The 26,506-nt window shown below is 54.4% G+C and carries 30 protein-coding genes and 1 other RNA gene; 25 read left to right on the forward strand and 6 right to left on the reverse strand.

Annotated elements, in window-relative coordinates:
• The 9 genes from FKN99_RS01915 to hisD all read left to right on the forward strand — a co-directional run bounded on the left by FKN99_RS01915 (window position 1) and on the right by hisD (window position 6,762).
• The gene (locus tag FKN99_RS01915) at window positions 1–822 is read left to right on the forward strand and encodes an ABC transporter ATP-binding protein (protein WP_172116315.1); all 822 of its coding nucleotides are present in this window, start codon (window positions 1–3) and stop codon (window positions 820–822) included.
• Entirely contained in the window at window positions 822–1,622 is an 801-nt protein-coding gene (mlaE, locus tag FKN99_RS01920; protein WP_172116316.1) for a lipid asymmetry maintenance ABC transporter permease subunit MlaE, read from the forward strand. The genes FKN99_RS01915 and mlaE overlap by 1 nt, the downstream gene beginning before the upstream one ends.
• A gap of 16 nt (window positions 1,623–1,638) precedes the next feature.
• Window positions 1,639–2,103 carry an outer membrane lipid asymmetry maintenance protein MlaD gene (mlaD, locus tag FKN99_RS01925; protein WP_172116317.1) on the forward strand — a complete coding sequence of 155 codons (465 nt, stop codon included), beginning with the start codon at window positions 1,639–1,641 and terminating at the stop codon, window positions 2,101–2,103.
• A 26-nt stretch (window positions 2,104–2,129) separates the two neighbouring features.
• On the forward strand, window positions 2,130–2,786 hold the full coding sequence (locus tag FKN99_RS01930; RefSeq protein ID WP_172116318.1) for an MlaC/ttg2D family ABC transporter substrate-binding protein: 657 nt from the start codon (window positions 2,130–2,132) through the stop codon (window positions 2,784–2,786).
• Window positions 2,783–3,115 (forward strand): STAS domain-containing protein, encoded by a 333-nt coding sequence (locus FKN99_RS01935; protein ID WP_172116319.1) that lies wholly within the window; start codon window positions 2,783–2,785, stop codon window positions 3,113–3,115. The genes FKN99_RS01930 and FKN99_RS01935 overlap by 4 nt, the downstream gene beginning before the upstream one ends.
• Before the next feature lie 96 nt (window positions 3,116–3,211).
• The gene (locus tag FKN99_RS01940) at window positions 3,212–3,463 is read left to right on the forward strand and encodes a BolA family protein (protein ID WP_172116320.1); all 252 of its coding nucleotides are present in this window, start codon (window positions 3,212–3,214) and stop codon (window positions 3,461–3,463) included.
• Between the two features lie 10 nt (window positions 3,464–3,473).
• The gene (gene murA, locus FKN99_RS01945) at window positions 3,474–4,736 is read left to right on the forward strand and encodes a UDP-N-acetylglucosamine 1-carboxyvinyltransferase (RefSeq protein WP_172116321.1); all 1,263 of its coding nucleotides are present in this window, start codon (window positions 3,474–3,476) and stop codon (window positions 4,734–4,736) included.
• A gap of 28 nt (window positions 4,737–4,764) precedes the next feature.
• Window positions 4,765–5,418: an ATP phosphoribosyltransferase gene (hisG, locus tag FKN99_RS01950; protein WP_172116322.1), complete on the forward strand. Its 654-nt coding sequence runs from the start codon at window positions 4,765–4,767 to the stop codon at window positions 5,416–5,418.
• Window positions 5,419–5,430: 12 nt separating this feature from the next.
• Entirely contained in the window at window positions 5,431–6,762 is a 1,332-nt protein-coding gene (gene hisD, locus FKN99_RS01955; protein ID WP_253926941.1) for a histidinol dehydrogenase, read from the forward strand.
• A gap of 18 nt (window positions 6,763–6,780) precedes the next feature.
• On the opposite strand, the gene FKN99_RS01960 is transcribed toward hisD, so the two are convergent.
• The gene (locus tag FKN99_RS01960) at window positions 6,781–8,025 is read right to left on the reverse strand and encodes a Do family serine endopeptidase (protein ID WP_172116323.1); all 1,245 of its coding nucleotides are present in this window, start codon (window positions 8,023–8,025) and stop codon (window positions 6,781–6,783) included.
• 138 nt (window positions 8,026–8,163) lie between these two features.
• On the opposite strand from FKN99_RS01960, the gene FKN99_RS01965 reads away from it, so the two are divergent.
• Window positions 8,164–8,925: a Nif3-like dinuclear metal center hexameric protein gene (locus FKN99_RS01965; protein WP_172116324.1), complete on the forward strand. Its 762-nt coding sequence runs from the start codon at window positions 8,164–8,166 to the stop codon at window positions 8,923–8,925.
• 57 nt (window positions 8,926–8,982) lie between these two features.
• On the opposite strand, the gene FKN99_RS01970 is transcribed toward FKN99_RS01965, so the two are convergent.
• A complete protein-coding gene (locus FKN99_RS01970) occupies window positions 8,983–9,447 on the reverse strand; it encodes a ZapG family protein (RefSeq protein ID WP_172116325.1) in 465 nt (154 codons plus the stop codon).
• Between the two features lie 201 nt (window positions 9,448–9,648).
• On the opposite strand from FKN99_RS01970, the gene zapE reads away from it, so the two are divergent.
• The 8 genes from zapE (at window position 9,649) to FKN99_RS02010 (ending at window position 15,995) form a co-directional block, all read left to right on the forward strand.
• A complete protein-coding gene (gene zapE / locus FKN99_RS01975; protein WP_172116326.1) occupies window positions 9,649–10,830 on the forward strand; it encodes a cell division protein ZapE in 1,182 nt (393 codons plus the stop codon).
• Between the two features lie 185 nt (window positions 10,831–11,015).
• Window positions 11,016–11,444: a 50S ribosomal protein L13 gene (rplM, locus tag FKN99_RS01980; protein WP_172116327.1), complete on the forward strand. Its 429-nt coding sequence runs from the start codon at window positions 11,016–11,018 to the stop codon at window positions 11,442–11,444.
• 13 nt (window positions 11,445–11,457) lie between these two features.
• Entirely contained in the window at window positions 11,458–11,847 is a 390-nt protein-coding gene (gene rpsI / locus FKN99_RS01985) for a 30S ribosomal protein S9 (RefSeq protein WP_172116328.1), read from the forward strand.
• Window positions 11,848–12,082: 235 nt separating this feature from the next.
• Entirely contained in the window at window positions 12,083–12,682 is a 600-nt protein-coding gene (gene petA / locus FKN99_RS01990) for a ubiquinol-cytochrome c reductase iron-sulfur subunit (protein ID WP_172116329.1), read from the forward strand.
• Window positions 12,682–13,932 (forward strand): cytochrome b, encoded by a 1,251-nt coding sequence (locus tag FKN99_RS01995; RefSeq protein WP_172116330.1) that lies wholly within the window; start codon window positions 12,682–12,684, stop codon window positions 13,930–13,932. Before petA ends, FKN99_RS01995 begins: the two co-directional genes overlap by 1 nt.
• Window positions 13,932–14,672 (forward strand): cytochrome c1, encoded by a 741-nt coding sequence (locus tag FKN99_RS02000; RefSeq protein WP_172116331.1) that lies wholly within the window; start codon window positions 13,932–13,934, stop codon window positions 14,670–14,672. Before FKN99_RS01995 ends, FKN99_RS02000 begins: the two co-directional genes overlap by 1 nt.
• 148 nt (window positions 14,673–14,820) lie before the next feature.
• Window positions 14,821–15,447, forward strand: coding sequence for a stringent starvation protein SspA (gene sspA / locus FKN99_RS02005; protein ID WP_172116332.1), 627 nt, complete (start codon window positions 14,821–14,823; stop codon window positions 15,445–15,447).
• A gap of 62 nt (window positions 15,448–15,509) precedes the next feature.
• Complete coding sequence (locus FKN99_RS02010) at window positions 15,510–15,995, forward strand: ClpXP protease specificity-enhancing factor (RefSeq protein ID WP_172116333.1); 486 nt, start codon at window positions 15,510–15,512, stop codon at window positions 15,993–15,995.
• Between the two features lie 93 nt (window positions 15,996–16,088).
• On the opposite strand, the gene FKN99_RS02015 is transcribed toward FKN99_RS02010, so the two are convergent.
• Genes FKN99_RS02015 through FKN99_RS02030 form a run of 4 tightly spaced genes read right to left on the reverse strand, consistent with a single transcriptional unit; the run spans window position 16,089 to window position 19,194 of the window.
• Window positions 16,089–16,661 carry a BON domain-containing protein gene (locus FKN99_RS02015; protein ID WP_172116334.1) on the reverse strand — a complete coding sequence of 191 codons (573 nt, stop codon included), beginning with the start codon at window positions 16,659–16,661 and terminating at the stop codon, window positions 16,089–16,091.
• Window positions 16,662–16,714: 53 nt separating this feature from the next.
• Window positions 16,715–17,308: a phosphoheptose isomerase gene (locus FKN99_RS02020; protein WP_172116335.1), complete on the reverse strand. Its 594-nt coding sequence runs from the start codon at window positions 17,306–17,308 to the stop codon at window positions 16,715–16,717.
• A 24-nt stretch (window positions 17,309–17,332) separates the two neighbouring features.
• Entirely contained in the window at window positions 17,333–17,704 is a 372-nt protein-coding gene (locus FKN99_RS02025) for a YraN family protein (RefSeq protein WP_087109372.1), read from the reverse strand.
• Window positions 17,704–19,194 carry a penicillin-binding protein activator gene (locus tag FKN99_RS02030; protein ID WP_172116336.1) on the reverse strand — a complete coding sequence of 497 codons (1,491 nt, stop codon included), beginning with the start codon at window positions 19,192–19,194 and terminating at the stop codon, window positions 17,704–17,706. Before FKN99_RS02030 ends, FKN99_RS02025 begins: the two co-directional genes overlap by 1 nt.
• A gap of 111 nt (window positions 19,195–19,305) precedes the next feature.
• On the opposite strand from FKN99_RS02030, the gene rsmI reads away from it, so the two are divergent.
• The 7 genes from rsmI (at window position 19,306) to FKN99_RS02065 (ending at window position 26,505) form a co-directional block, all read left to right on the forward strand.
• A complete protein-coding gene (rsmI, locus tag FKN99_RS02035; protein WP_172116337.1) occupies window positions 19,306–20,163 on the forward strand; it encodes a 16S rRNA (cytidine(1402)-2'-O)-methyltransferase in 858 nt (285 codons plus the stop codon).
• Window positions 20,164–20,195: 32 nt separating this feature from the next.
• Window positions 20,196–20,569, forward strand: an RNA gene (gene rnpB, locus FKN99_RS02040) — RNase P RNA component class A.
• Window positions 20,570–20,633: 64 nt separating this feature from the next.
• Window positions 20,634–21,590 carry a 16S rRNA (cytosine(1402)-N(4))-methyltransferase RsmH gene (gene rsmH / locus FKN99_RS02045; RefSeq protein ID WP_172116338.1) on the forward strand — a complete coding sequence of 319 codons (957 nt, stop codon included), beginning with the start codon at window positions 20,634–20,636 and terminating at the stop codon, window positions 21,588–21,590.
• A 2-nt stretch (window positions 21,591–21,592) separates the two neighbouring features.
• A complete protein-coding gene (gene ftsL, locus FKN99_RS02050) occupies window positions 21,593–21,928 on the forward strand; it encodes a cell division protein FtsL (protein ID WP_172116339.1) in 336 nt (111 codons plus the stop codon).
• Window positions 21,925–23,634 carry a peptidoglycan D,D-transpeptidase FtsI family protein gene (locus tag FKN99_RS02055; RefSeq protein ID WP_172116340.1) on the forward strand — a complete coding sequence of 570 codons (1,710 nt, stop codon included), beginning with the start codon at window positions 21,925–21,927 and terminating at the stop codon, window positions 23,632–23,634. The genes ftsL and FKN99_RS02055 overlap by 4 nt, the downstream gene beginning before the upstream one ends.
• A gap of 19 nt (window positions 23,635–23,653) precedes the next feature.
• Window positions 23,654–25,150: a UDP-N-acetylmuramoyl-L-alanyl-D-glutamate--2,6-diaminopimelate ligase gene (locus FKN99_RS02060; protein WP_172116341.1), complete on the forward strand. Its 1,497-nt coding sequence runs from the start codon at window positions 23,654–23,656 to the stop codon at window positions 25,148–25,150.
• Window positions 25,147–26,505, forward strand: a complete 1,359-nt coding sequence (locus tag FKN99_RS02065; protein WP_172116342.1) for a UDP-N-acetylmuramoyl-tripeptide--D-alanyl-D-alanine ligase — start codon at window positions 25,147–25,149, stop codon at window positions 26,503–26,505. The genes FKN99_RS02060 and FKN99_RS02065 overlap by 4 nt, the downstream gene beginning before the upstream one ends.
• Window position 26,506: the final 1 nt, after the last annotated feature.

Here is a 26,506-nt window from a genome sequence, read left to right on the forward strand (position 1 = left end):
ATGACAGACGTTCCCTTCATCGAAATTGAAGACGTGCATTTTTCACGTGGGAGCCATGAGATCTTTCGTGGAATCAGCATGATTATTCCTCAGGGTAACGTCACCGCCATTATGGGGCCTAGCGGTACCGGCAAGACAACCTTGCTAAAACTCATTGGTGGTCAGCTAACGCCGGATCGTGGACGTATTATCGTCGATGGCCAGGACGTTCATCGGCTGTCGCGAAAAGCGCTGTTTGCATTGCGTAAACGTATGGGCATGCTGTTTCAAAGCGGCGCTCTGTTTTCTGACCTGGATGTGTTCGAGAACGTCGCGTTTCCCTTGCGCGTCCATACCGACCTGCCCGATGCCATGATTCGAGATCTGGTATTGCTAAAGCTTCAAGCGGTGGGGCTGCGCGGGGCTCGTCACCTAACGCCTGCAGAACTTTCGGGCGGTATGGCCAGGCGCGTGGCGCTGGCTCGGGCAATAGCGTTAGACCCGGAGCTCATTTTGTATGATGAGCCTTTTGTCGGGCAGGATCCTATTTCCATGGGCGTGCTGGTGCAGTTGATTAAACGGCTTAACCAGGCACTAGCGCTTACCTCGGTGGTGGTTTCTCACGATATTAAAGAGACACTAAGCATCGCCGATTATCTCTATCTTCTCGCTGATGGTCAGGTCGTCGCTGAGGGAACGCCGCAAACGCTAAATGCCAACCAGGACCCACGCGTTAGCCAGTTCGTTCATGGCGAGCCAGATGGCCCTGTGCCATTTCACTATCCCGCCGAGACGCTGTATAGCGATATTCTTGGCCCCGTTACCGCGACAAGGGCAGGGTAATGCAGTCGAAATTTGAACAAGGCATCGGCTATATCGCCCGTTTGGGGCGTAAAGGGTGCGATGTAATGGAAGCGCTGGGCCGTGCCGGGCTATTTCTTGGCCAGTCAGCGGTCGGCGTGCCGTCTCGTGAAGGGTGGAGCCTCTGGCTGCGTCAAATGCATTTTGTGGGCGTGCTCTCGCTGGCGATTGTGATCGTATCGGGACTTTTTATTGGCATGGTGCTGGCGCTGCAGGGCTACACTATTTTGGTCGACTTTGGCGCGGAGCAGGCGTTAGGGCAAATGGTTGCGCTTTCCTTGCTGCGGGAATTGGCGCCGGTTGTCGCTGCGCTGCTGTTCGCCGGGCGGGCAGGGTCGGCACTCACCGCTGAGATTGGCTTAATGAAAGCCACCGAGCAGCTAACCAGTATGGAAATGATTGGCGTAGACCCACTGCGTAGAATTATTGCGCCCAGGCTCTGGGCTGGGTTCGTTTCGCTGCCCATTCTAACGGTTGGCTTTAGCGTCGTGGGTATTTGGGGTGGCTACCTGGTCGGTGTGGAGTGGCTTGGCGTTTTTGAAGGCTCTTACTGGAGCAACATGCAGGCCAGCGTATCGTTTATCGGCGATGTAGGTAACGGCATCATCAAGAGTCTTGTCTTTGCAGTCGTTGTTACCTGGATCGCGGTGTTTCAAGGCTATGACTTAATGCCGACGTCTGAAGGGATTTCGCGGGCTACAACGCGCACCGTCGTTTATTCATCGCTTGCAGTATTGGGGCTTGATTTTGTATTAACCGCCGTAATGTTCGGCGGCCTTTAATAGGTGGAGTGGTTTCATGAAACGCAGTAAAACAATGGAATTTGGCGTGGGTCTATTTATGCTGGCGGGGATTGTTGGGCTGATTTTTCTGGGCCTGCGCGTCAGTGGTTTAAGCCTTGCTAGCTCTTCTGAAACGTTTCACCTTGACGCCAATTTCTCCAATATTGGCGGATTAAAGCCGCGCTCTAGAGTCACCATGGCGGGCGTGACCGTTGGGCGCGTGGAGTCGATTAATTTAGATACCGATTGGTTTGACGCTCGGGTCACGCTACGCCTGGATAATGACTTGGAAGGGCAGCTCTCCGAGGACACAACAGCCGCCATTTTAACCTCTGGCCTGTTGGGCGAGCAGTATATTGGCTTAAGCGTGGGTGGCGCCCCTGAAGTGCTTGAAGATGGCGATACCATTCGTGACACCCAGTCTGCGCTGGTGCTTGAAGAACTAATCCAGCAATTTGTATCCAATATGGCGAGTAATTAAATATTCTATTAGTAGAGGTGAATGTAATGCGAAACACGACACTGACGCCGATGCGCTGGCTTTTTGCGTTCATGATGTTGGTACTGATCTTACCGCTTCAGGCGCATGCGCAAACCCAGTCGCCTGAAGCGATGGTTCGGGAAAACGTCAATGCTCTGATGGGAGAGATCGAGGGCAAGAGGGAGTATTACGCCAATCATATGGGTGAGCTTGAAGCGTTGGTCGACACCAGCCTTGAAGGCGTGGCGGACTTTCGCTATATCGGTGCCAGCGTGATGGGAAGCTACTTTCGTAACGCGACCCCGGAGCAGCGCAGTCGCTTTGCAAACGTGTTTCGCCAGACCTTGATTGATACGTATGCACGTGGCTTGGTAACGTTCGATTATCGTGAGCTGCGGGTGTTGAATAATCAGCGCGGTCAGCGTTACGAAGACCAGGCAAGTGTCGATATGGAAGTGGTGGCCAATAACGGACAGGTCTATCCGGTGAGCTATAGCCTGCGCCTGTCTGACGGTGAATGGCGCGTAGTGAACGTGATTGTTAACGGTATTAACCTGGGCCTGACGTTCCGCAACCAGTTTGACCAAGCAATGCGCGAAAACAATCGTGACTATGATGCGGTTATTCGTGGCTGGGCACCTGAAATTGGTGTCGACGAGCTGGAGCAGGGGGGCGATGCGTGACACGTTTACTGTCACTGTCCCAGCTAAGCCTCAAGGCTTCGCAAAATACATTGTGCGTTACGGGCGATGTTGGCATGGACGCGGCGGCAGAGCTTGCCGCCGCGGGTAAAAAATGGCTCCAGGCGACAGAGCAACGTGATGTTACGTTTGATTTTAATGGCGTCCATAAAGCCAGTAGTGCGGTTATAAGTGTGCTGTTTGAATGGATGCGTACCTGTCAGTCGCGCAGCATTACCGTCAATGCGGTGACCCTTTCAGCGCCCCTTGAACGCTTAGCGCTTCTTTCAGAAATTGAATCCCTTATTCATCCGCCAACCCTCGCCCGTTAGGGGGAGGCACCCTTGGCATCGCCAAGCGTGTCGCTTTTCTTTATTATGTTGCCTTATTAGTACTATTCACATCGACCTGAAGGAGTTTCCTGTCTCATGCAACCTAATGAGGTAAAAGCACTGCTTGAATCCCGTATCGACGGATGTGACTTTCATATCCAGGGCGAAGGCTGTAATTTTCAGGTGATTGCGGTGGGTGACGCCTTTGAAGGCCTCTCTCCGGTTAAGCGCCAACAGCTGGTTTACGCCGCGTTAAGTGATGAAATTGCCTCGGGCGCTTTACACGCCATCAGTATTAAAACGTTCACTCCGGCGCAGTGGTCCACTGCGCCGGAAAACGCTCAATAACGGCGCCTGCATGGATAAGTTAATTATTACCGGCAATGGGTCGGTCGATGGTGAAGTCTGGGTAAGCGGCGCCAAAAACGCGGCTCTGCCTATCTTATGTGCCACCCTTTTGGCCGATGGCCCGGTGGTTGTCGGCAACCTGCCACATCTTCAGGATATTACCACGACGCTTGAGTTGTTGGGCCGTATGGGCGTTGAACCTGTCATGGGTGAACGGCTCACTATTCAGTTGGATGGCTCTCAAGTCACGCACTGTCACGCTCCTTATGAGTTAGTGAAGAAAATGCGTGCCTCCATTCTGGTGCTAGGCCCCTTGCTTGCCCACTTCGGCGAAGCAGATGTGTCGCTGCCTGGCGGGTGTGCCATCGGTTCTCGGCCTGTTGATCTGCACATCCGTGGCCTGGAAGCCATGGGGGCGGATATTCGGGTAGAAGCCGGGTATATCCGTGCTCGCGTTGATGGTCGCTTGAAAGGCGCGACTATTTTCTTCGATACGGTCACGGTAACTGGCACTGAGAATCTGTTGATGGCCGCCACCCTTGCCGAGGGTAAGACTGTCCTTGAGAATGCGGCGCGTGAACCAGAGATTGTTGATCTGGCCGAATGCTTGATCAAAATGGGCGCCAATATTCGTGGTCACGGTACTGACACCATTGTGATTGAAGGTGTCGAGAAGCTACATGGTTGTCACCACGATGTTATGCCCGACCGTATCGAGACCGGCACCTTCCTGGTGGCAGCCGCCATGACCGGTGGGCGGGTGAAAGTAAAGCGCACCCGTGCGGACATTTTGGAAGCCGTGCTTGCCAAGCTTGAAGAAGCGGGCGCCGAGATTACCAGTGGTGATGACTGGATCGCGCTGGATATGCACGGTAAAAGGCCCAAGGCCGTTAATATCCGCACCGCGCCGTACCCGGCGTTCCCTACCGATATGCAGGCCCAGTTTGTGGCCATGAACGCCGTCGCCATTGGCCATTCGCGCGTAGTGGAAACCATCTTCGAAAACCGCTTCATGCACGTGCAAGAGCTTAACCGCATGGGGGCGGACATAGCCCTTGAAGGTAACACTGCATTAATTAACGGTGTTGAAAAGCTTTCAGGCGCGCCTGTGATGGCCACCGATCTGCGTGCTTCCGCGTCGCTGGTGATTGCCGCCATGATGGCGGAAGGCGAAACGCTGGTTGACCGTATCTACCATATTGATCGTGGCTACGAGTGTATCGAAGAGAAATTGCAGCTGCTGGGTGCACGTATCCGCCGTATTCCTGGCTAAGCCATGCTATTAACCATTGGCCATTATAATGAGTAAGCAACTAATTTTAGCCCTTTCCAAAGGGCGTATTTTGGATGAGACGCTGCCGTTACTCGCTGATGCCGGTGTTACACCGGCAGAAGACTTGGGCAAGAGCCGTAAGCTGTTGTTTGATACCAATCTGCCCGATGTAAAACTGGTGGTTATTCGTGCCACCGATGTGCCGACCTATGTACAGCTGGGCGCAGCTGATCTAGGTATCGCGGGGAAAGATGTTTTATTGGAGCATGGTGCTGAAGGTCTTTATGAGCCGCTGGACCTGGAGATTGCTCGCTGTAAGCTGATGACCGCCGGGGTGACAGGGGAGCAGCCTGCTCATGCGCGTCGGCGTGTAGCTACCAAGTTTGTGAATATTGCCAGGCGCTACTATGCCGAACAGGGTATTCAAGCCGAAGTCATTAAGCTTTATGGGGCAATGGAATTAGCGCCTTTAATGAATCTGGCCGATGAAATTGTTGATATTGTCGATACGGGCAATACGCTGCGTGCCAATGGCATGGAGCCACGTGAGTTAATTGCTCATATCAGCACACGCCTGGTCGTGAACAAGGCCGCCATGACCATGAAGCATGAGCGTATCAAGCCGCTTTTGGCGCGCTTGGAGCGCGCCGTGAAAAAACGCCAAGCACAGCCTTCCACATAACGCGGGGTCTTTATGAGCACTATGTCTTCAGCGGTTGGCTCCACGCCCATGATCGCCCGGCTTTCAACGCTTGATGCCTCGTTCGATGACCGCCTTGATACGCTGTTGGATTGGGAAGGGGTCTCGGATACGGCGGTAAAAGCACGGGTTGATGAGATTCTGGCGGATGTTAAAAAGCGCGGCGACGCAGCGGTTATTGAAGCGACCAATCGTTTTGATCGGCTTTCGGTTGAACGCATGGACGAACTGCGTTTAAAACCCGAGCAGCTAAAGCACGCTTTCGAAAATTTGCCCGCAGCGCAGCGCGATGCGTTAGCCAGCGCCGCCGAGCGTATTCGGCTCTATCATGAGCGGCAAAAGCCAACCTCTTGGCAGTATGAAGAGGCTGATGGCACGGTGCTGGGGCAGCAGGTTACGGCGCTTGATCGCGCGGGTATTTATGTCCCGGGGGGCAAGGCGGCTTATCCTTCTTCTGTATTGATGAACGCGATTCCTGCCCATGTGGCGGGCGTGCGCGAAATTGTGATGGTCGTTCCTACTCCTGACGGCGTGGTCAATGAGTTGGTATTGGCGGCGGCGCATTTGGCGGGGGTCGATGACGTCTTCACTATTGGTGGCGCTCAGGCTATCGCTGCGATGGCATACGGCACAGAAACCGTGCCAAGAGTGGACAAGATTGTTGGGCCCGGCAATATTTATGTCGCGACGGCTAAGCGGGCAGTATTCGGTCAGGTCGGTATCGACATGATTGCGGGGCCTTCCGAGATTTTAGTGGTCTCCGACGGGCAGACCGACCCGGACTGGCTGGCCATGGACCTGTTTTCACAGGCGGAGCATGACGAAGATGCTCAGGCGATTCTGGTCAGTTGGGATAGTGAACACCTGGATGCGGTGTCCGCCTCTATTGAGCGTTTGTTGCCCACACTTGATCGCGAATCAATCGTGCGTGAATCGCTGAGTCGGCGGGGGGCGTTGGTGCTTTGTCAGAGCAAGGCTGAGGCGGTTGGTATCATTAACCGTATCGCGCCCGAGCATCTTGAGCTTTCTGTCGATGCACCGGACACTTGGCTTGCTGATGTGCGTCATGCCGGTGCGATCTTTATGGGGCGTTACACGGCAGAAGCGCTAGGGGATTACTGCGCAGGCCCGAACCATGTTCTACCCACGTCCGGTACGGCGCGCTTCTCATCTCCCCTAGGGGTTTACGACTTCCAGAAGCGCTCCTCCATTATCCACTGCTCGCGTGAGGGTGCATCAGCACTGGGCGAGGTCGCATCAGTATTGGCTCGCGGAGAGTCGCTGACCGCGCATGCGCGGTCAGCGGAGTATCGGATTAAGCCGTAATTAGCCTGCGGGCGAGCACTAGGATTCTTTAGGTCGCTCGCCCAATGGTGCGTTGGGAACCAGCGGGCGCTCGCCCACTTCAAGCGAGATATCGATGCGCTCGCCGCCACGAACAATGGTGATAGGCAGCGTTGTGCCGGGGGGGATGGAGGCAATATTGCTCATCGTAGCGCGAGCGTCCAGCACGGTTTGGCCGTTAACCGAGAGCAGGATGTCGCCAGGCTCTAGCCCCGCTTCGTCTGCTGGGCCTCCACTCGCTACACCCGCAACAATAACCCCCTGAGGTGTGCGTAGCCCAAACGAGGCAGCGAGTTCGCGTGACAGCGCTTGCGCTTCAATTCCCAGCCAGCCACGTATGACCCGCCCCTGAGTCACTAGCTCATCCAGAACGCTGTGCGCCAGGTTGGCCGGGATCGCAAAGCCGATGCCTTGCGAGCCGCCGGAGCGTGAGAAAATCGCTGTGTTGATGCCCACCAGGGCGCCGTCGGGGTTGATCAGTGCGCCGCCTGAGTTACCCGGGTTAATTGCCGCGTCCGTTTGAATAAAATCTTCATAGGCATTTAAGCCTAAATGATTACGGCCGGTCGCGCTGATGATGCCCATGGTAACGGTTTGCCCTACACCAAATGGATTGCCGATGGCCAGCGCAACATCCCCAACGGCCACATCCGCTGAGTCGGCTATTTCAATGACCGGAAGATCCTCAAGGTCGATATGCAATACGGCGAGGTCGCTTTCGGGGTCGGTGCCAATGACCTCGGCGAGTGTCTCGCGCCCATCACGCAGTGCCACCTGAATCTCATCAGCGCCATTTATCACGTGATGGTTGGTTAGTACGTAGCCATCGTGACTGATAATAACCCCTGAGCCGAGGCTGGATAACATGCGCTGGTGGGTTGTCGCATCGTCACCGCTGAAAAACTGCTGGAAAAAAGGGTCAGACATCAGCGGGTGTTGATCGCGCTCGACAATACGCGATGAGTAGATATTAACGACGGCAGGCGCTGCCTGGCTGACCGCGCTTGAATAGCTGGCAGGCCCTTGGTCACGCGAAAGCGGAGCGGCCTGGCGAGTTTCGGGGGCCGGGCGGCTGCTAACCTCGTCGCTGACATTCACCAGAGGGGAGGTGGGGGCTTGTGATGTCGTGGAGGGCGCGTTGGTAAAGGGATTGGGCAGCGTGTCCGGAAGCGCAAACAGTAGCAGGGCAGCTAATAATACCCCGGTCAAAATAGGCCATAAATAAGGCAGCACAAAGCGGTGCATGCAAAAAATCCTCAGCGGGTAGTGGTCTTGTCAAACGTGAGGTTCGCGATCACACGAAGCGGGTTTTACTATGGCATTATGGTAACACTTTCTGATGCTCATCCTCAGGATAGTCGACGAATCATTAAAGGAGCCCTTGTGACTCATCGCGATCAAATCGTAGCTGCTTGTGATCATCAGCTGCGTGCTTCAACGTTTAAGGACTTTACGATTAATGGCCTGCAAATCGCTGGGCGGCCGGATATTAAGCGTGTAATGAGTGGGGTCACTGCGTGCCAGGCGTTGCTGGAGGAAGCTGTCGCTTGGCAGGCCGACATGCTGTTGGTTCACCACGGCTACTTCTGGAAAAATGAGCCAGTGGCCATTACGGGAATGAAGCATCAGCGTATAAAAACGCTGATTAACCACGATATCAATTTGCTTGCCTATCATCTTCCGCTTGATGCCCATAGCGAGATGGGGAATAACGCAGAGCTTGCCAGGCGATTGGGCTGGCGGGTAGAGGGTTGTCTGGATGGTGAGTTGGGTGAGGGTTTTTTGTGGTCGGGGCGCTTGGCTCAAGCGCAAAGCGTGACCGCATTGGCAGAACAAATGGCGAATGTCTTGCAACGTGCGCCTTTGGTGATCGAGGCGCCGAACATGGGGGATATTGAGCGGATCGCCTGGTGTACAGGCGGCGCGCAAGACATGATTACAGCTGCTTTTGAAGCAGGTGCACAGGTGTTTGTGTCAGGTGAGATTTCCGAGCGTACTACCCATTTGGCGCGCGAGCTGGGCATTCACTACATTGCCGCGGGTCATCATGCAACCGAGCGTTATGGGGTGCAGGCGCTGGGGGAGTGGCTGGCCGATGAGTACGATATTGAGCACCGCTTTGTCGATATCGATAACCCCGCCTGACCTTTTGGCGACGGGGTTGAAAATCACCGGTAATGGGCGATGACGTGAGGTGCTGGCTTAATAGCGGGGCGGTTGGGGCGTATCGGCGTTATCGCCTTTTAAGCCAAAGTTTTCTGCCAGCGTGCCATTTTTACCATCCGCATAGTCACGGGGGGTGGCCAGGCTACCCTCCGAATCAGGCCCTGTGGGGGTGGCGGCTTGATGCTGCGCTGGTTGCTGTCGTTCTTTGATGGCCGCAGGCGTGTTGCTGCCCAAATGCCACTGCTGTGCATCCTCGGTGATTTTCTGCTCAAGCTGGTCGGCCTCGGCGCGAATGCACTTCAAATGCTCAAAGACACCCTCTAAATGGCCTCCCATGCCTTTTTTAAGCTCGGCGATTTGATGTTCTCGTTCCAGTACTGTTTGGCGTAAAGACGCGTTATGACGCTCTCCTTTACTAAACAGCCGATAGCATCCCAAGCCGAGGATGAAGCCAATAATAATGCCAATGATGGCAAAGGTATAAGGCGAGCTTGCTTCCACAGTTTTCTCCCTGATACTTGGAGCGCCCCGTCACGCTTGAGTGGACGGTTTGCGAACGGATCAAGCCTCATTATAGGCGTCGATTGGCAGGTTAGGTCAATCCAACCATGCGCTTAGACGATGTGCAGCGTATAATCCCAGCTTTTTGAAGGCGGCTGGTCGGATTTAGAGGGCCGTCGTAATACGCATTGGAGCGAGTAAATGTCAGCTACTTCTGCAAACCAAAAGGCAGGTCCGTCATCTCGGCCAACGCCCATGGAGCGCTATCGTGCAGATCTACGGCGCGAGGACTTTCAGCATGATGCGGCGCAGGAGTTAGCGGTTGAGCATTTGCAGCGCCTTTATGACGACCTAATGGCGACGCCCACCACGGTTTCCAAGGCCGTACTGGCACATGGCGGCTTGAAGGCCAAAATGAAGGGCCTGTTCGGTAAAGCCTCATCGTCAAACGAGCCGACGTTGCCCCAAGTGCAAGGCCTCTATTTTTGGGGCGGTGTAGGGCGTGGTAAAACCTATCTGGTTGATAATTTTTTTGAGTCGCTGCCCTTTCCTGAAAAGATGCGCACCCATTTTCATCGTTTCATGCAGCGGGTGCATAACGAGTTAACCCACTATAAGGGTGAGAAGAATCCTCTCACGCTGATTGCTGGTAAATTTGCCTCAGAAGCTCGGGTTATCTGCTTTGATGAGTTCTTCGTCAAGGATATTACGGATGCCATGATTCTGGCCAACCTGCTTGAGGCGCTGTTCGAGCGGGGCGTTGTGCTAGTCGCCACTTCCAACATCGTGCCGGATGACCTGTACAAGGATGGCCTGCAGCGGGCGCGCTTTCTCCCTGCCATCGATCTGGTCAAGCGTCACTGTGAAATAGTCAATGTTGATTCGGGGGTCGACTACCGGCTGCGCGCCTTGGAGCGCGCGGAGATATTTCACTCGCCGCTGGATGAGGCGGCCGAGCAGGAGCTTACGCGTAGCTTTCGCGAGATCGCTGGCCACGAGGGTGAGGCGGATGCGCCGCTGGAAATCAATCATCGGGTGCTGAAAGCGCGCAGGCTGCATGAAAATGTGGCGTGGTTTGAATTCCTGGAGCTCTGTGATGGGCCGCGTAGCCAGAATGACTATATTGAAATAGCGCGTAGCTTCAATACGGTGCTTGTGTCGAATGTGAAGCGGATGGAAGCCAGGCATGACGATCAGGCGCGCCGCTTTATCAATATGGTCGATGAGTTTTATGATCGCGGGGTAAAGCTATTAATGTCAGCAGAGGTGCCGGTAGAAGAGCTTTATAGTGACGGTAAGCTAACCTTTGAGTTTCAGCGTACGCTGTCGCGCCTTCAGGAAATGCAGTCGCGTGAATATTTGGCGCTGCCCCATAAGCCGTGATGAGGTTTATGGCCCAGTCGTTAAGAAAAGCCACGATTAGGGCTTAACTTGTCCCGCGCCATACTGTAGAATGCCGCCTCGCTACATGTTGTCAGGCTAAGCTTGGCAACCAAAAAAAATAGGGAAGGTGCTTCACCGCTTGACGGTGTTAGCCACCCAATACACTTAATCTGGTGATTTCATCCATGAAGACGTTCAGTGCTAAGCCGCAGTCCGTCCAGCGCGACTGGTATGTTGTCGACGCTACGGACAAAACGCTCGGTCGTCTGGCAACCGAGATTGCTCGCCGCCTGCGTGGCAAGCATAAGCCCGAATTTACTCCTCACGTTGATACTGGCGACTACATCGTTGTCATCAACGCTGAGAAAGTCCAAGTGACTGGCAACAAGGCGAAGGCTAAGACCTATTATCGCCACACCGGTTACCCGGGCGGCCTGCGCACCATGACATTCGACAAAATGCTTGATCATGCGCCCGAGCGCATCATTGAGTTTGCCGTTAAAGGCATGTTGCCGAAAGGTCCGTTGGGTCGTGCCATGTATACCAAGTTAAAAGTGTACGCCGGTGCCGAGCATCCGCATGCTGCCCAGCAGCCGCTTGAACTGAACATCTGAGGAAATCTTCGCCATGACACAGCAGTATTACGGTACCGGGCGCCGCAAGACTTCCACCGCTCGCGTGTTTATGAAGCCGGGCTCTGGCAAAATTACCGTTAACAACCAGGATCTCGACCTGTATTTCGGTCGCGTTACTGGTCGTATGGTGGTTCGTCAGCCGCTGGAATTGACTGAAACCCTGAGCCAGTTCGACATTTTTGTAACTGTCGCTGGTGGCGGTGGTTCTTCTCAGGCTGGCGCTATCCGTCACGGCATTACTCGTGCCCTGATGAGCTATAACGAAGACCTGCGTCCTACGCTGCGTGCCGCTGGCTACGTAACGCGTGATGCGCGTCAAGTTGAGCGTAAGAAAGTCGGCCTGCGTAAAGCACGTCGTCGTCCGCAGTTCTCCAAGCGTTAATTTTTCAACGCTTATGCGGCAAAACGCCCAGGCCATCGGCCTGGGCGTTTTTTATTGTAAAATCAAAAAGTATAATGCATTAGTATCAAATTATATTAGCATCAAGTTATTTTGGTGGTCCTGGAGCAGTATGACGGCTATCAAGGATATCCCTCTATTTATCGTATAGTATTTCGCAGATTCGTTCTTTTATGCATCGGGTGGCCACGCATCACGTTAATGGGAGAAGCCTTGCATGGCAGAGCACGGCATCAATAAAGGTCGACGACGTTTCCTTGTTGGCGCTACCTCCGTTATAGGAGCAGTGGGCATGGTCGGCGTGGCCGTTCCCTTTGTGGCATCGTGGCAACCCAGTGCAAAAGCGCGAGCGGCGGGTGCGCCGGTTCAAGCGGATATATCCAAGCTGCAGCCTGGTCAGCGTATGACCGTTGAGTGGCGGGGCAGGCCCGTATGGATCATTCGCCGAACGCCTGAAATGATAGCGCGCACTGAAACCGTGGCGACAGAGCGCTTGGCAGACCCTGATTCAAATCACCCTCAGCAACCTGTCTATGTGCAAGGAGCGCTTCGCTCGATTAAGCCGGAAGTGGGGGTGTTGATTGGCCTCTGCACGCATTTTGGCTGTTCGCCGCTGTATCGGCCTGAGCCAGACGCACAGGCCGATAGTGATGATGACTGGTCAGGTGGTTTTTTTTGCCCGTGCCACGGTTCGCGTTTTGATTTGGCGGGACGCGTATATACCGGTATGCCTGCACCGACGAATCTAGAAGTGCCCCCTTATCATTATCTGAACGATACTATTATCGTGGTGGGCGAAGATAAGGAGGCTGTTTGATGGCGGCGCGCGAGAAGTCGGGCGGTTTGCTGGGCTGGCTGGATGCTCGGTTTCCAGTAAGCAGGCTATGGCGCGACCATCTGGCCAACTACTACGTACCTAAAAATCTTAATGTCTGGTACATCTTTGGATCGCTTGCGCTACTGGTGCTGGTCAATCAGCTGTTGACCGGTATCTGGTTGACTATGAGCTATCGTCCTTCTCCTGAAGAGGCGTTTGCGTCCATCGAATATATAATGCGCGACGTTGAGTGGGGCTGGTGGATTCGTTATCTCCATACAACGGGCGCATCCGCTCTGTTTATTGTTGTTTATCTACACATGTTTAGGGGGCTTTTGTACGGTTCTTATAAAGCGCCGCGTGAGCTTGTGTGGGTGTTCGGTATGGCGCTGTATTTGATTCTGATGGCCGAAGCGTTTATGGGATATTTGCTGCCGTGGGGGCAAATGTCCTATTGGGGAGCGCAGGTAATTACCTCATTTTTTTCAGCTATCCCAGGTATCGGCCCCGGGCTTGCCGAGTGGGTGCGCGGCGATTATGTGGTGTCAGGGGCTACCTTGAATCGTTTTTTCGCGCTGCATGTCATTGCACTGCCGCTAGTGATTCTTGGGCTGGTGGTGCTGCATATTGTAGCGCTGCATGAGGTGGGGTCGAATAACCCTGATGGTATTGAAATTAACGCGTTGAAAGACGCTGCGGGCAAGCCGGTAGATGGTATTCCCTTTCATCCCTACTATACCGTTAAAGATTTGGTTGGTGTGGCCATCTTTCTCTTCGTTTTTTGTGGCGTTGTGTTTTACTTCCCGGAAGGCGGCGGTTTTTTTATTGAGCAGCCGAACTTTGCGCCGGCTGATCCGCTTAATACGCCCGACCATATTGCGCCTGTTTGGTACTTCACGCCTTTCTATGCCATTTTACGGGGAGTGAATTTCTCGCTGTTGGGTCTGGATGCTCGCTTTTTGGGCGTTGTTTTTATGGGTGGCGCTATTGCAGTGCTATTTGTTTTGCCGTGGTTGGACCGTAGCCCGGTGCGATCCATGCGCTATAAAGGCTGGATGTCGAAGCTGATGCTGGTCGTGTTTGTTGCAAGTTTTGTCGCGTTAGGCGTGTTGGGTGTATTGCCGTCTACCCCTGTTCGGACACGATTGGCGCAACTATTTACCGTGTTGTACTTTGCGTATTTTTTATTGATGCCGTTCTACACCCGGTTGGAAAAAACCAGGCCCGTGCCGAAAAGGGTGACTGGCTAATGAAAAAATACGTAATGGCTCTGTTTTTATGGCTATTGCCGATGACGGCTACGGCGCAAGAAGAAGCACGTAACGTGACGTCAATGTCGCCCGACTTGCAGGATAGAGCGTCTCTGCAAAATGGTCTCAAGCTTTATGTTAACTACTGTCTTGGGTGTCATACGCTGAGTTATCAGCGATTTTCGCGCACTGCGGACGACCTGGGTATTCCTGAGGCGTTGATGAAAGATAGTGTTATGTTCTCATCAGGTCTTTCATTTAACGACGCTATGCATAATGCGCTAAGCGACGACGATGCCGCGCAATGGTGGGGCGCTGCACCGCCAGATTTGTCCCTAACGACACGTTTACGTGGGGTCGATTGGGTGTACAGCTTTCTGTTGGGGTTCTACAGAGATCCCGCGCGCCCTACAGGCGTCAATAATACGGTCTATGAGTCGGTGGCAATGCCGAATGTGCTTGAGCCTCTTCAAGGTGTGCAAGAGCTCGACTGTCGTCAGGCTCGACCTTTAGCACTAGGTGGCGGGCGGTGTCAGCAATTAAGCGTGACAGCGCCTGGAGAGCTATCGTCCGAAGCATTTGAAGAAGCCGTATACGATATTACCAATTTTTTAGCCTATGTTGGCGAGCCTTCTAGGCTGAAGGCGCAGAGTGTTGGTCCTAAGATTTTGTTTTTTATATTTATTTTTAGCGTATTTGCTTACTTGCTGAAGCGTGAATACTGGAAAGATATCCGTTAGCGTCGAATGCTAAAAACAGAGTTGGGCCATCGTGTAAATCACATGGCGGTTGCGTTGATGTTAAGCGGTAACCCAAAACAGGCTGCCTTACCATAAGGTGCCTCTGGCGTGTTATTATCCATAATTGTTTTAATGCGAGGATGCTTTCATGGGTGTTGTGGCCAAGCGGTCGTCGATGATTTTTTACTCAGGTAGTGATGATCATTTTAGTCATCGTGTGCGCATTGTTCTGGCTGAGAAGGGGGTGGCCGTTGATGTTGTTGATGTTAACGAAGAGCAGCCGCCCGAAGATTTAGCAGACCTCAACCCGTACAATAGTGTGCCTACGTTGTTGGATCGTGATTTAGTGCTCTATGAGTCAAAAGTCATGATGGAGTACTTGGATGAGCGTTTCCCGCATCCACCGTTACTCCCAGTTTACCCTGTGGCCCGTGCGCAGAGCCGTCTTTGGATGCACCGCATTGAGCGAGAGTGGTGCCCCAAGGTCGATCAGATCCGTAGCGGTGGGAAGAAAGAGGCGGACAAGGCGCGTAAAGAGCTGCGTGAAAGCCTGATTGGTATTTCACCGATCTTTGAAGATATGCCTTTCTTTATGAGCGAAGAGTTCACTCTGGTGGACTGCTGTCTCGCGCCGATCTTGTGGCGTTTGCCAGACCTTAATATTGAGCTGCCTGAAAAGCAGGTTAAGCCACTTTTAAGCTATATGTCGCGAGTGTTTGAGCGGGAAGCGTTCAAAGCATCTTTGAGTGAGCGCGAAAAAGAGATGCGTACTTGAATTTACATGGCCCCATCGCCCGGTAAGGGCTGGGGTCTTACTTGTCAGGAGGAGGGAGTCTTATGAAATCGAGTCGCCCCTATCTCGCCCGAGCGCTCTATGAGTGGTTGCTGGATAATGAGCTAACCCCTTACCTGGTCGTTGATGCGACGCAGGCCGGGGTCGAAGTACCGCGCCAGTTTGTACAGAATGGTCAGATTGTGTTGAACGTGGCGCCAACAGCCGTGCGTGATTTGTTTATGGAGAATCAGGCAATTGGCTTTAACGCACGTTTTGGCGGCCAGCCCATGCAGGTGATGGTGCCCATTCCTGCGCTGATTGCTATTTATGCCCGTGAAAATGGTGTGGGCATGGTGTTTGGTCACGAGCCTGAGCTTGCTGAAGAAGGGGATGAAGAGGAGCAGTTTGATGAGGCGCCTGACTCACCTTCCAAGCCTGAATTGACGGTGACGGAGCCTGTTTCTGGCGGCAACCTTGAAGATGCTTCTGAAGCGTCCTCAATGTCTTCGACGTCCAAGAAGAAGCCAACGCTGCGCGTCGTAAAATAGCGCCAGTGCTATCTGGCCAGGCTATAAAAGGTCAGGCCATAAAAAGCCTCGCATAGTGACTATGCGAGGCTTTTTTATAGGCCAAAGAGCCGGTTAATCAATGTATTCGAATACTTTGACAATGCGCTGAATACCGCCAACTGAGGAGGTCGCAGCAACGATTCGATCAGACTCTTCGTGGGAGACCGAGCCCATCAAGTAAACATTGGCATTTTCAGTGGTTACTTTGATCTTGGAGGAGTCGATGCGGTCGTTGGTGGCGAGTGTGCTTACAACGTTGGTCGTTATCCATGTGTCGGTTAGGCGCTGGGTGGCGGGCAGATTGCCCGCAATGGTGAGCTCGTTGTGCACCTGGTTAACGCCACGCAGGTTTTGCACAACATTACCCGCTTTCGTGCGTAGTTCTTCGCTGGGGACCTGGCCTACCAATAATAATGTACCGTTATAGCTGTGCGTACGAATGCGAGCATCGGCCAGTCGAGCATCGGCCTGGTCCAGCGCACGCTTGGATTCGCGCTCAATGGTCGCATCGACCGCTTTAACGTCCTTGCTGAGCTGCCCATAGTTAGAGGGGTTGGAAGCACTGTGCGTGGCGCAGCCGCTGATCAGAGCAGCAGCTACTAGTGTCGCAACTAGTAACGGACGAGAGAAAAAGCGCAGGGCCATGTTGGATGACTCCTTATCTTAATGAAAATGATGAGTGGTAGGGTACTGCCCCGTTAGTCAGCGCTGCCGAATAACTGTTCATCAATAAGGTCACATAAACAGTGAATGACCAGTAGGTGAATCTCCTGGATTCTTGCTGTTGATGTGGCAGGGACGCGAATCTCGCAATCATCCTGACCCAGCAAGGAAGCCATGTTGCCACCGTCTCGCCCGGTTAATGCTACAACCGTCATTTCACGGTCGTGAGCTGCCTGGATCGCCTGCACGACATTAGCCGAATTACCGCTGGTAGAGATTGCCAGCAATACGTCGCCTGGCTGCCCAAGGGCGCGTATCTGTTTGGAAAATACTTCGTTATAGCTGTAGTCGTTGGCAATGGATGTCAACGTTGATGTATCGGTGGTTAATGCAAGGGCAGGCAAGCTTGGCCGTTCCCGCTCAAACCGGTTGAGCAGTTCAGAAGAGAAGTGTTGGCTGTCGCCCGCACTGCCTCCATTACCGCATGCCAGAATTTTTCCCTCATTAACCAGGCACTGAACCATCATTTGACTGGCGACTTCGATAAAGGGGGGGAGTACTTCGCTCGCATAGGTTTTGGTGTCTATGCTGGCGTTAAAGTGGTTAAGAATGCGCGATTGAAAGTCCATTAGGGCTTCCTGGTTAAAATGGAATTAGTAGGCATCAAAAGCCGCTTTCTCCCAGTGGAACTCGAGAGTGGGCGGAGCGCCCGTAATGGCAAGAATATCAAAGCGGCAAGGCGATGTAAGGCCGAAATTGCCAAGATATAGCTGAGCGGCCCGAATTAGGCGCTTTCTTTTTGTCGGCGTGATGGTTTCCAGAGGGTGTCCGTATCGCGTAGTTACCCGATGCTTTACTTCAACAAACACCAGTGTGTCACCGTCGCGCATCACCAGGTCAAGCTCGCCACCCTTTACGTGATGATTTTGGGTAACGAGGGTAAGACCCCTTTGCTGCAGCCATTGAGCAGCTAACTGCTCAATGGCTGCGCCGCGTTTACGGGCAGTTTGGGCGTTATTTGCCATTATTGCCCAGGGATTAAAATGGGTGCCGGGACACCGTTTTGAAACTTCGCCCAGGGTAGTTCGCGATATATGCGGCCGTCACCCGTCAGGTAGAGCGTTCCCGTGCTGCCGCGTAGGCCATTTAGCGCTGAAATATCTGAAAGCTCGGTCGCAATTTCATAGGCATCTACGCCCATGGCCATTAGGCGGAACATGGAAGCGTCAGACTCTTCGCTCAAACGCTGGTAAGTAGGATAGAACGGGAGTACTTCTTCACCACCGACAGCGGCGTCAGGAATTTGCCATGGAATATCCATAAACATGACGTCGTCAAGATCCTGGTCACGACGCGCTTGTAAGTGCCCTTCATGCAGGTGGGAAGTGGCGTAAATAGGCAGGTTGGGCGCGTAGTAGTAATCCATGGTGGGCGGGACTTGGCGAGCGTAGTCAGGCAAGGCCAGTAGGAACAAGGCATCAATATTGCCCAGTTGAGCACGTTCGCCACTCACGTTTAAGGCTGTCTGAACGGCATTGGTGACCGCGCTGTCCGGGTTATAGCGTACCGCCGTCGTCACTTCGCCACCCTGGCCGTGAAACTCATTCCAGAATGCTTCGCCGACTCGGCGTCCCCAATCATTATCCGGCACCATTACCGACATTTGGCGATGTCCGTCCTGGTATGCGCGGCGTGCTGCCTGGCGGGCCTCATCTTCAGCGGAAAGGCCGTACTGGAAAAGACCCGCGGCACGGTTCTGTTCGCCGCTTCCATAGTTCAGCGCGAGGGTGGGAAGCGGTACGCTATTGCGTTGTTCGAGTTGGCTAACCTCGTCTTTGGCGAGGGGGCCGATAATCAGTTGCGCGTTCATCTGTCCTGCACGGCTATAAATCTCATCCATCGAATATTGTGATGCGTCGATGAAGCTGAGCTGTACATTGTCACCGCGAATCTCGTGATGGCGACGCATGGCGGTCGATAGCGTATTGGCGACGCCGCTAAGCGGGCCTGATTCGGGCAGGGCCACAATGATGCGGCTTATGTCCTGACCCTCAAGGCTTGGTAGTGTCAGTTGTTCCATATCGGGTTCATCAAGCGCGGTACGCGCCCAGCGCTGGCGCTCTGTCAGCGTTTCGCGTTGATCATCCTGAATGGGTAGGTCGTCGTTGAGCACTTGCGTGGCACGCAGCACGGCGCGTGGATCATCCATGCCACGCGCTAATTCAGAGAAAAGCAGTGCCCAGCGAACGCGATCCGTGTCTGAAAGCCTGACTTCATCAAGCGCATCGGCTGTCTCAAAAGCACGTTGCCGCTGCCCTTGTTGGGCAAAAATGGTGGCTGCTTCGAGACGAGTTTTAGCCGCTTGATCCGGGGCCTGCTGTTCTGCCTGATTGAGCAAACGGCCCGCTTCCTGATCGTCCGCGCGGTCGACCACGCTGGGCGATTGCATCGCACAGCCAGTCATAAGAAGTGCCAAGAGGCCTGTGGCGAGTACGCCACGCAGAGACTGTTTCATGTATCCTTCCTTAGTTTTCATTTGCGCTGTCGCCGCATGTCAGTGGGTAAGTTGGCATAGCACAAGCATAGCGCACCGTCAGAGCAAGCCATTAACAAATCGGGAGTCACGATGACACACCACAATCCGGGCACATTGTACGTGGTTGCCACCCCAATTGGGAATTTGGACGATTTATCGCCGCGTGCAGCTCGGGTATTAGCGGAAGTATCGCGCATCGCGGCAGAGGATACGCGTCATAGCGCCCGCTTATTGGCGCATTTGGGGATTAATACGCCCATGCTGTCGCTTCATGAACATAATGAGGCGCGCCGAGTGGATACCCTGGATGCTTATCTGGAGGCAGGTGAAAGTATCGCATTGATTAGCGATGCTGGAACGCCGCTTATTTGTGACCCTGGGTTTGTGCTGGTGAGAGAGCTGCGCGTGCGTGGCCGTCATGTGGTGGCGCTTCCCGGGCCTTGTGCCTTTGTAACGGCGCTTTCTGGGGCGGGTCTGCCGACTGATCGCTTCACGTTTTGCGGTTTTTTACCCGCCAAGCCAGGCCCGCGCCGCCAGGCGCTGGAGCAGTGGCAGGCTCGGGAAGAAACGCTGGTGTTTTACGAATCCCCACACCGCATTGTGCATACCCTGGAGGCGCTGCGTGACCAAATGCCCGAGCGTAGCGTGGTATTGGCCAGGGAGTTGACTAAAACGTTTGAGACCTTTCTTCAGGGCACTCCGGAAGCCCTGCTGGCGCAGCTAACAGAAGATCCTAACCAGGCAAGAGGCGAGTTTGTGGTAATGGTGGCAGGCGCCCCGCCCGTTACTCAAAGCGAACATCAGAATATTGGCGCAGATGCGTTGATGAAAGTGCTGCTGGATGAGGGCGTAGGTGTCAAGCAAGGAGCAGCGATAGTGGCTCGAATGCTGGGCGGTCGCAAACAAGAGTGGTATGCAAGATTGCAGGCAATTAAAACCGAGCATTGAGGCGAAGCGAGGGCGCTGGTATGCTTGCCGCCGGAGTTGGCCAGACAGTCGCCGCTAACCCATCTTTTTGATGGGCTGGGGGAGGAAAGTCCGGGCTCCATAGGGCAGAGTGCCAGGTAACGCCTGGGCGGCGTAAGCCGACGGAAAGTGCAGCAGAGAGTAGACCGCCTAAGCCTCTTGAAATAAACCTCAAAGGGCCGGTAAGGGTGAAAGGGTGCGGTAAGAGCGCACCGCGCGCCTGGCAACAGTGCGTGGCATGGTAAACCCCACTCGGAGCAAGACCAAATAGGGACCCAAAGGCGTGGCCCGCGCTGGGTCCGGGTAGGTTGCTTGAGCGCTGTGGTGACGCAGCGCCTAGAGGAATGACTGTCCACGACAGAACCCGGCTTATCGGCCGACTCCCCATTTCCATAAGGGGCCCGCAGTAGCGAGCCCCTTTTATTTTTCTATGAGATTTGTGTGAGAGTAACATGCCTTCTCCTGACGCTGACCAGGTTGTTTCACCCTTTCGCCATACCAGCGTATTACTGGAAGGGGCGGTTGATACCCTTGTACATACTCCTGACGGTATTTATTTAGATGGTACCTTCGGTCGTGGCGGTCATTCGCGGTTAATCCTGTCTCGCCTTGGCGACCAGGGGCGCCTGATGGCCATGGACCGCGATCCCCAGGCTATTGCTGCCGCCGCTGAAATCGATGATGCGCGTTTTCAAATTACCCAGCGTGAATTCGCCCGCCTGGCTGACTATGCGCGTGAGCAGGGTGTGTTTGGCAAGCTGTCTGGCGTGTTGTTGGATATAGGTGTTTCTTCTCCGCAGTTGGATGACCCTGAGCGTGGGTTTAGCTTTATGCGCAATGGTCCGCTGGATATGCGTATGGACCCGACGCAAGGCGAAAGTGCCGCCACATTTTTAGCACGTGCTAAAGAGGCGGATATCGCTCACGTGTTTAAAGCCTACGGTGAAGAGCGCTATGCAAAGCGCTTGGCACGTGCGGTGGTCGAGCGGCGTGTTGAAACGCCGTTTACGCATACGGTCGACCTGGCCGAGGTGCTGAAAAAAGCCCATCCTGCTTGGGAAAAGGGGCGGCACCCTGCGACCAAAGCATTTCAAGGGTTACGAATTTATCTAAATGGTGAACTAGATCAACTTGATGCTGCCTTAGACGCAGCCCTTGAAGCGCTAGCGCCCGGTGGTCATCTTGTGGTTATCAGTTTCCACTCGCTGGAAGATCGCCGTGTAAAACGCTTTATACGTCATTATGTGCGTGGCGATTCGCATCTACCGCGTGGTATGCCTATCCGTGATGATCAGTTAAATCGCCGTCTTGAGGCGTTGGGCAAAGGCGTACGCCCTAGTGATGACGAGGTGGTCGGTAATCCACGTGCGCGCAGCGCCGTTATGCGGGCTGCCCGAAAACGAGTATAACCATGAGCATGGATCGGATTGAGCGTTGGAGCTCAACGCTACGCACTGAATGGCCCTTTAAACTACGTTTTCGCACGTGGCCGCTGGTTATTTGCCTGCTTTTTTTTGCCTGCATTGTTAGTGGCTTAGCCACCGTTGTTGTTACTCATTTAACGCGCGTTCAGTATGCTCAGCTGCAACAGCTTGGGCAGGAGAAAAATCAGCTGCAGACCGAATGGGGGCAGTTGCTTTTGGAAGAGGGCGCTTGGTCGACACCCGCTCGTATTGAGCAAATTTCGACGGAGCGCTTGGATATGCGTATTCCTGATGTGCATGATGTTGAGGTGATACGACCATGAGAGGCGAACGTCGGGGAGGGATGCCCCGTCATCTACCTGTTGCCCCCCCGTTAGGTAACGGTCGTTTTTACTTTATATTGATCGTATTTTGCGTAGTGGCATGCATCCTTATTGGGCGCATCACACTGCTACAGGTGATTGACCGACCCTTTCTACAGAGCCAGGGAGATGCGCGAACACTTCGCCATGAAGCGATCCCTGCGCACCGCGGCATGATCACGGATCGAAACGGCGAGCCGCTCGCGATCTCAACACCGGTTGTTACGCTGTGGGCCAATCCTCAAGAGCTACCCGAAGATGGTATTCAGCGCGTTATGCTGGCGCAGGCGCTAGGCATGTCGCCGGATGACTTTGAGGCGCGGGTTGAGCTTTATAGCAGCCGTGAGTTTATGTACCTTCGCCGCCAGATGACGCCACAAGCGGCCCAGCGGATTCTGGATTTACGCACGCCCGGCGTGTATCCCCAGCGCGAGTACAAACGTTACTACCCTGCTGGCGAGGTCGCCGCACAGATACTTGGCGTGACCAATGTAGATGATAGGGGGCAGGAGGGGTTGGAGCTCTCTTATCAGCCTTTCCTGGCCGGTCACCCTGGCCAGCGCCGCGTCATTAAAGACCGCCGTGGGCGTTTGGTGCGCGAGCTAGGCGTCATACGTGAAGCGCAGCCAGGCGGCGACTTGGTGCTTTCAATTGATCAGCGCATTCAATATATGGCGTACCGGGAGCTTCGAGCGGCGGTGGCTGAGCATGAAGCCGATGGTGGCGTGCTTGTCATGATGGATGCCCGCACCGGCGAGGTGTTGGCGATGGCTAACCTGCCTTCTTATAACCCTAATAATCGTACCGGGCTTGATCCACGTGGGTTGCGTAACCAAGCGCTGGTTGATGTGTTTGAGCCCGGCTCTGTTATGAAACCGCTGGCCATGGCTGCCATTCTTGAAAGCGGCATTGTTGATCGCGATGCCGTTGTGAATACGTCGCCTGGCTGGATGCGTCTCGATCAATTTACCATCCGTGACTTTCGCGATTATGGCGAGTTGACGCTTGCCGGTATTTTGGAGCACTCATCCAACGTGGGTATGTCCCGTTTAACGTTGCAGTTAAGCGATACGGCTATGTGGGAAAAATATAACCAACTAGGGCTGGGGCAATCCCCTGGAACGGGTTTTCCTGGGGAGTCAACGGGCAGTCTTCCGGCCCCAGTGCGCTGGTCGCGTAGTGAGCGGGCAGCGCTCTCTTACGGCTATGGTTTGTCTACCTCGGCTGTTCAATTAGCCAGTGCTTATACCGCACTAGCTAATGGTGGCATGCGCTTACCGCCTTCATTGCTACGCCTTTCTGAACCGCCCCAAGGACTGCCTGCCATTGAGCCCGCCGTCGCCAATGATTTGCTGAGTATTCTGGAGACATCCGTTGCCGCCTATACCGGTGGTCGGCGCGCACGCGTTGAAGGTTATCGTGTGGGAGGCAAAACCGGAACTGTGCGTAAGTCGGGGCAGGGCGGTTATACCACGGATGCTTATCGCAGTGTATTTGCAGGCATTGCGCCTATTTCCGACCCGCGTATTGTGACCGTGGTGATGATTGATCACCCTAAAGCGGGTGAATTTTATGGCGGTGCAGTGGCCGCTCCGGTCTTTTCAAGCGTGACAGGCAACGCATTGCGCTTGTTGGACGTACCGCCAGACCATGAAGTTGACGAGTAAGAATGGCTAAGGAGATGGCATGACGTTGGCTCCCACCGATGTATGGAGTGCGCTGAGCAAAGTATGGCCGGGTGCTTCGTTTGAGCAGCCGCTTCCCGAACTACCCGCGTCTTTACGTCTGACCACCGATTCACGCGCGCTGGAAGTCGGCGATATATTTGTAGCTGTTCCAGGTAGTCAGCGTGACGGGCGCGATTTTATTCGCGCAGTGCTTGAGCAAGGCGCTTCGCTGGTGCTGGCGCATACCACGGAGCGCCATGCGACCTGGGATGGGCGTGTACTCTACTTGCCACATCTGGCTGCCCGCTTGGGAGAGTTGGGTAAACAACTTTTTAATGTTCCGGATGACCTTGAGGTTATTGGCGTCACCGGTACCAATGGTAAAAGCTCCGTTACTCATTACATTGCAGAACTTAGCGAAGCGCTAGGTGTTCCGGCGGGTGTGGTAGGAACGCTGGGTGTAGGCCGCCCAGGCCAGCTAGTGGATACTGGGCTCACCACGCCGGGGCCTTTAGCCCTGCAGGCGGCGTTTGGAGAGCTGGCGCTTCAGGGCATTAAGCGAGTAGCGCTTGAGGCTTCCTCTCATGCCCTTGACCAACATCGTTTAGATGCTGCCAATATAAAGGTGGGCGTGTTTACCAATCTAACGCGAGATCATCTTGATTATCATGGCAGCATGGCGGCTTATGCCGCGGCCAAGGCGAAGCTGTTCAGACGTAGCGAGCTTGAGCTTGCAGTGGTTAATGCCGATGATCCTCTGGCGCGATTGATGCTGGCTGGTTGTGATCAAAGCGTTCGCGTATTGGCGGTCGGTCAGGATGAGGCCGTAACGCTACGGGTGATGGACGTTCAGACAAGCGAAACAGGCCAGCAAGCACTTATTGCCACGCCCGAAGGCGAGCGCATGTTAGTGCTGGGTCTGGTCGGGCGCTTCAACCTGGATAATGTGTTGTTGGCCATGGCGACGCTTTATGGATGGGGCCATTCGATTAACTCACTTTTCGAGGCTGCCGCTGCGCTTACCCCGGTGCCTGGCCGTATGGCGCTTTATCACGCAAAAGGCGTTCCGGGCGTGGTGATTGACTATGCCCATACTCCTGATGCGTTACACAATGCGCTCACAGCGCTGCGCGCCCATTTAAGCAAGGCGGGCAAGCTGTGGTGTGTGTTTGGCTGTGGCGGTGAGCGCGACACAGGCAAGCGCGCAGAAATGGCAAAAGCGGCGGAGGCTCTGGCGGATGTGGTCGTGGTGACTGACGATAATCCACGGGGCGAGTCAGCAGCGCAGATTCGTCAGCACATTATTGCCGGGCTCGCCTCAACGGCAACACTGCTCGAAATAGCGGACCGTCGTCACGCGATCAGTCAAGTAATTCAGCAGGCAGCTCAAAACGATGTGATTCTGGTCGCAGGGAAAGGCCACGAGGCCTATCAGGAGATCAACGGCGTCCGCCACGCTTATAACGATGAAGATGAAGTCATGAAGGCGTTTGCATTGCGGGGTAGTGCACAATGAACTGGACACTGGCCGATGCCGCCAGAGTGCTGGGAATTATGGTGCCCGCCAGCGATGCATCGCGCGCATTTACCTCCATTGTGACGGACACTCGGCAGATTGTGCCTGGCTGCTTATTCATCGCGCTTAAAGGGCCGCGGTTTGATGGTCATGATTTTATCGAACAGGCCCGCGACAAAGGCGCGGCGGCGGCACTGGTTGAGTCCGCTGTTGAAAGTCCACTGACTCAGTTGGTATGCCCTGATACACGCCTGGGGCTTGGGCTTTTAGCGGGCGCGTGGCGCCGTCAGTGCGGGATTCCGTTAGTCGGTATCACGGGAAATAGTGGCAAAACGACGGTGAAGGAGATGACGGCTGCGCTGTTATCGCCGTTGGGTAACGTGTTGGCCACCAAAGCCAATCTTAATAACGATATTGGCGTACCCCTCACGCTTTTACGCTTAGCGCCCGAGCATCAAGCAGGCGTGATTGAGTTAGGCGCAAATCACTTGGGTGAAATCGCTTGGTCCAGTCGATTAACCGTACCGGATGTGGCGGTGATTACCAACGTAACGGGCGCGCATGTTGGCGAGTTTGGAGGCATGGGTCATATTGCCCAAGCCAAAAGCGAGCTGCTGAACGGTCTAAGTGAGCAGGGCATCGCGGTGCTCAATCGCGATGATCGTTACTACCCCTTTTGGGCTGCCTGTGCGTCGCCGCGCCGTGTGATCAGTTTTGGGTTTGATAGTACCGCGGATGTTCATGCCTCGGCGCTTTCCTGTGACTCTCAGGGGCGGTATGCTTTCACGCTTGTTCAACATGGCAAGCCGCTGGGTGATGTGCAGCTTGCCATGCCAGGTAAGCACAACGTGAGCAATGCGCTGGCCGCGGCTGCGGCCGCATTAGCGATAGGCGTCACGCCCATGGATGTGATTGAAGGTCTGCAGACCCTACGCGCGTTGAAGGGAAGGCTAAGTATCGTTTCGGGACTTAATGGTGCCACGCTGTTAGACGATACGTATAATGCCAACCCAGGGGCGGTCAAAGCCGCTATGGAGACGTTAATGCGTTTCCCCGCGCCGCGTTGGTGCGCGCTGGGCGCCATGGGTGAGCTGGGAGACGAAACGGAAAAACTGCATGCTGAGATGGGCCGCTACGCGGCTGAGCTTGGCATCGACGGGCTGTTGACGTTGGGTGATAACGCGCGTCCAGCTTGTGACGCCTTCGGTCGCGGGCAGCATTTTGACGACCACGAGACGCTAGTGCGTCATGTCATTAATACTTTGCCGCCCAATGCCACGTTGTTGGTTAAAGGGTCGCGTAGCGCGGGTATGGAAAAGATCATTACTGCGCTGTGCTCGGATGAAATAAGGTAAA

Source organism: Halomonas hibernica (genome assembly GCF_013183775.1).
Taxonomy (GTDB): domain Bacteria; phylum Pseudomonadota; class Gammaproteobacteria; order Pseudomonadales; family Halomonadaceae; genus Vreelandella; species Vreelandella citrativorans.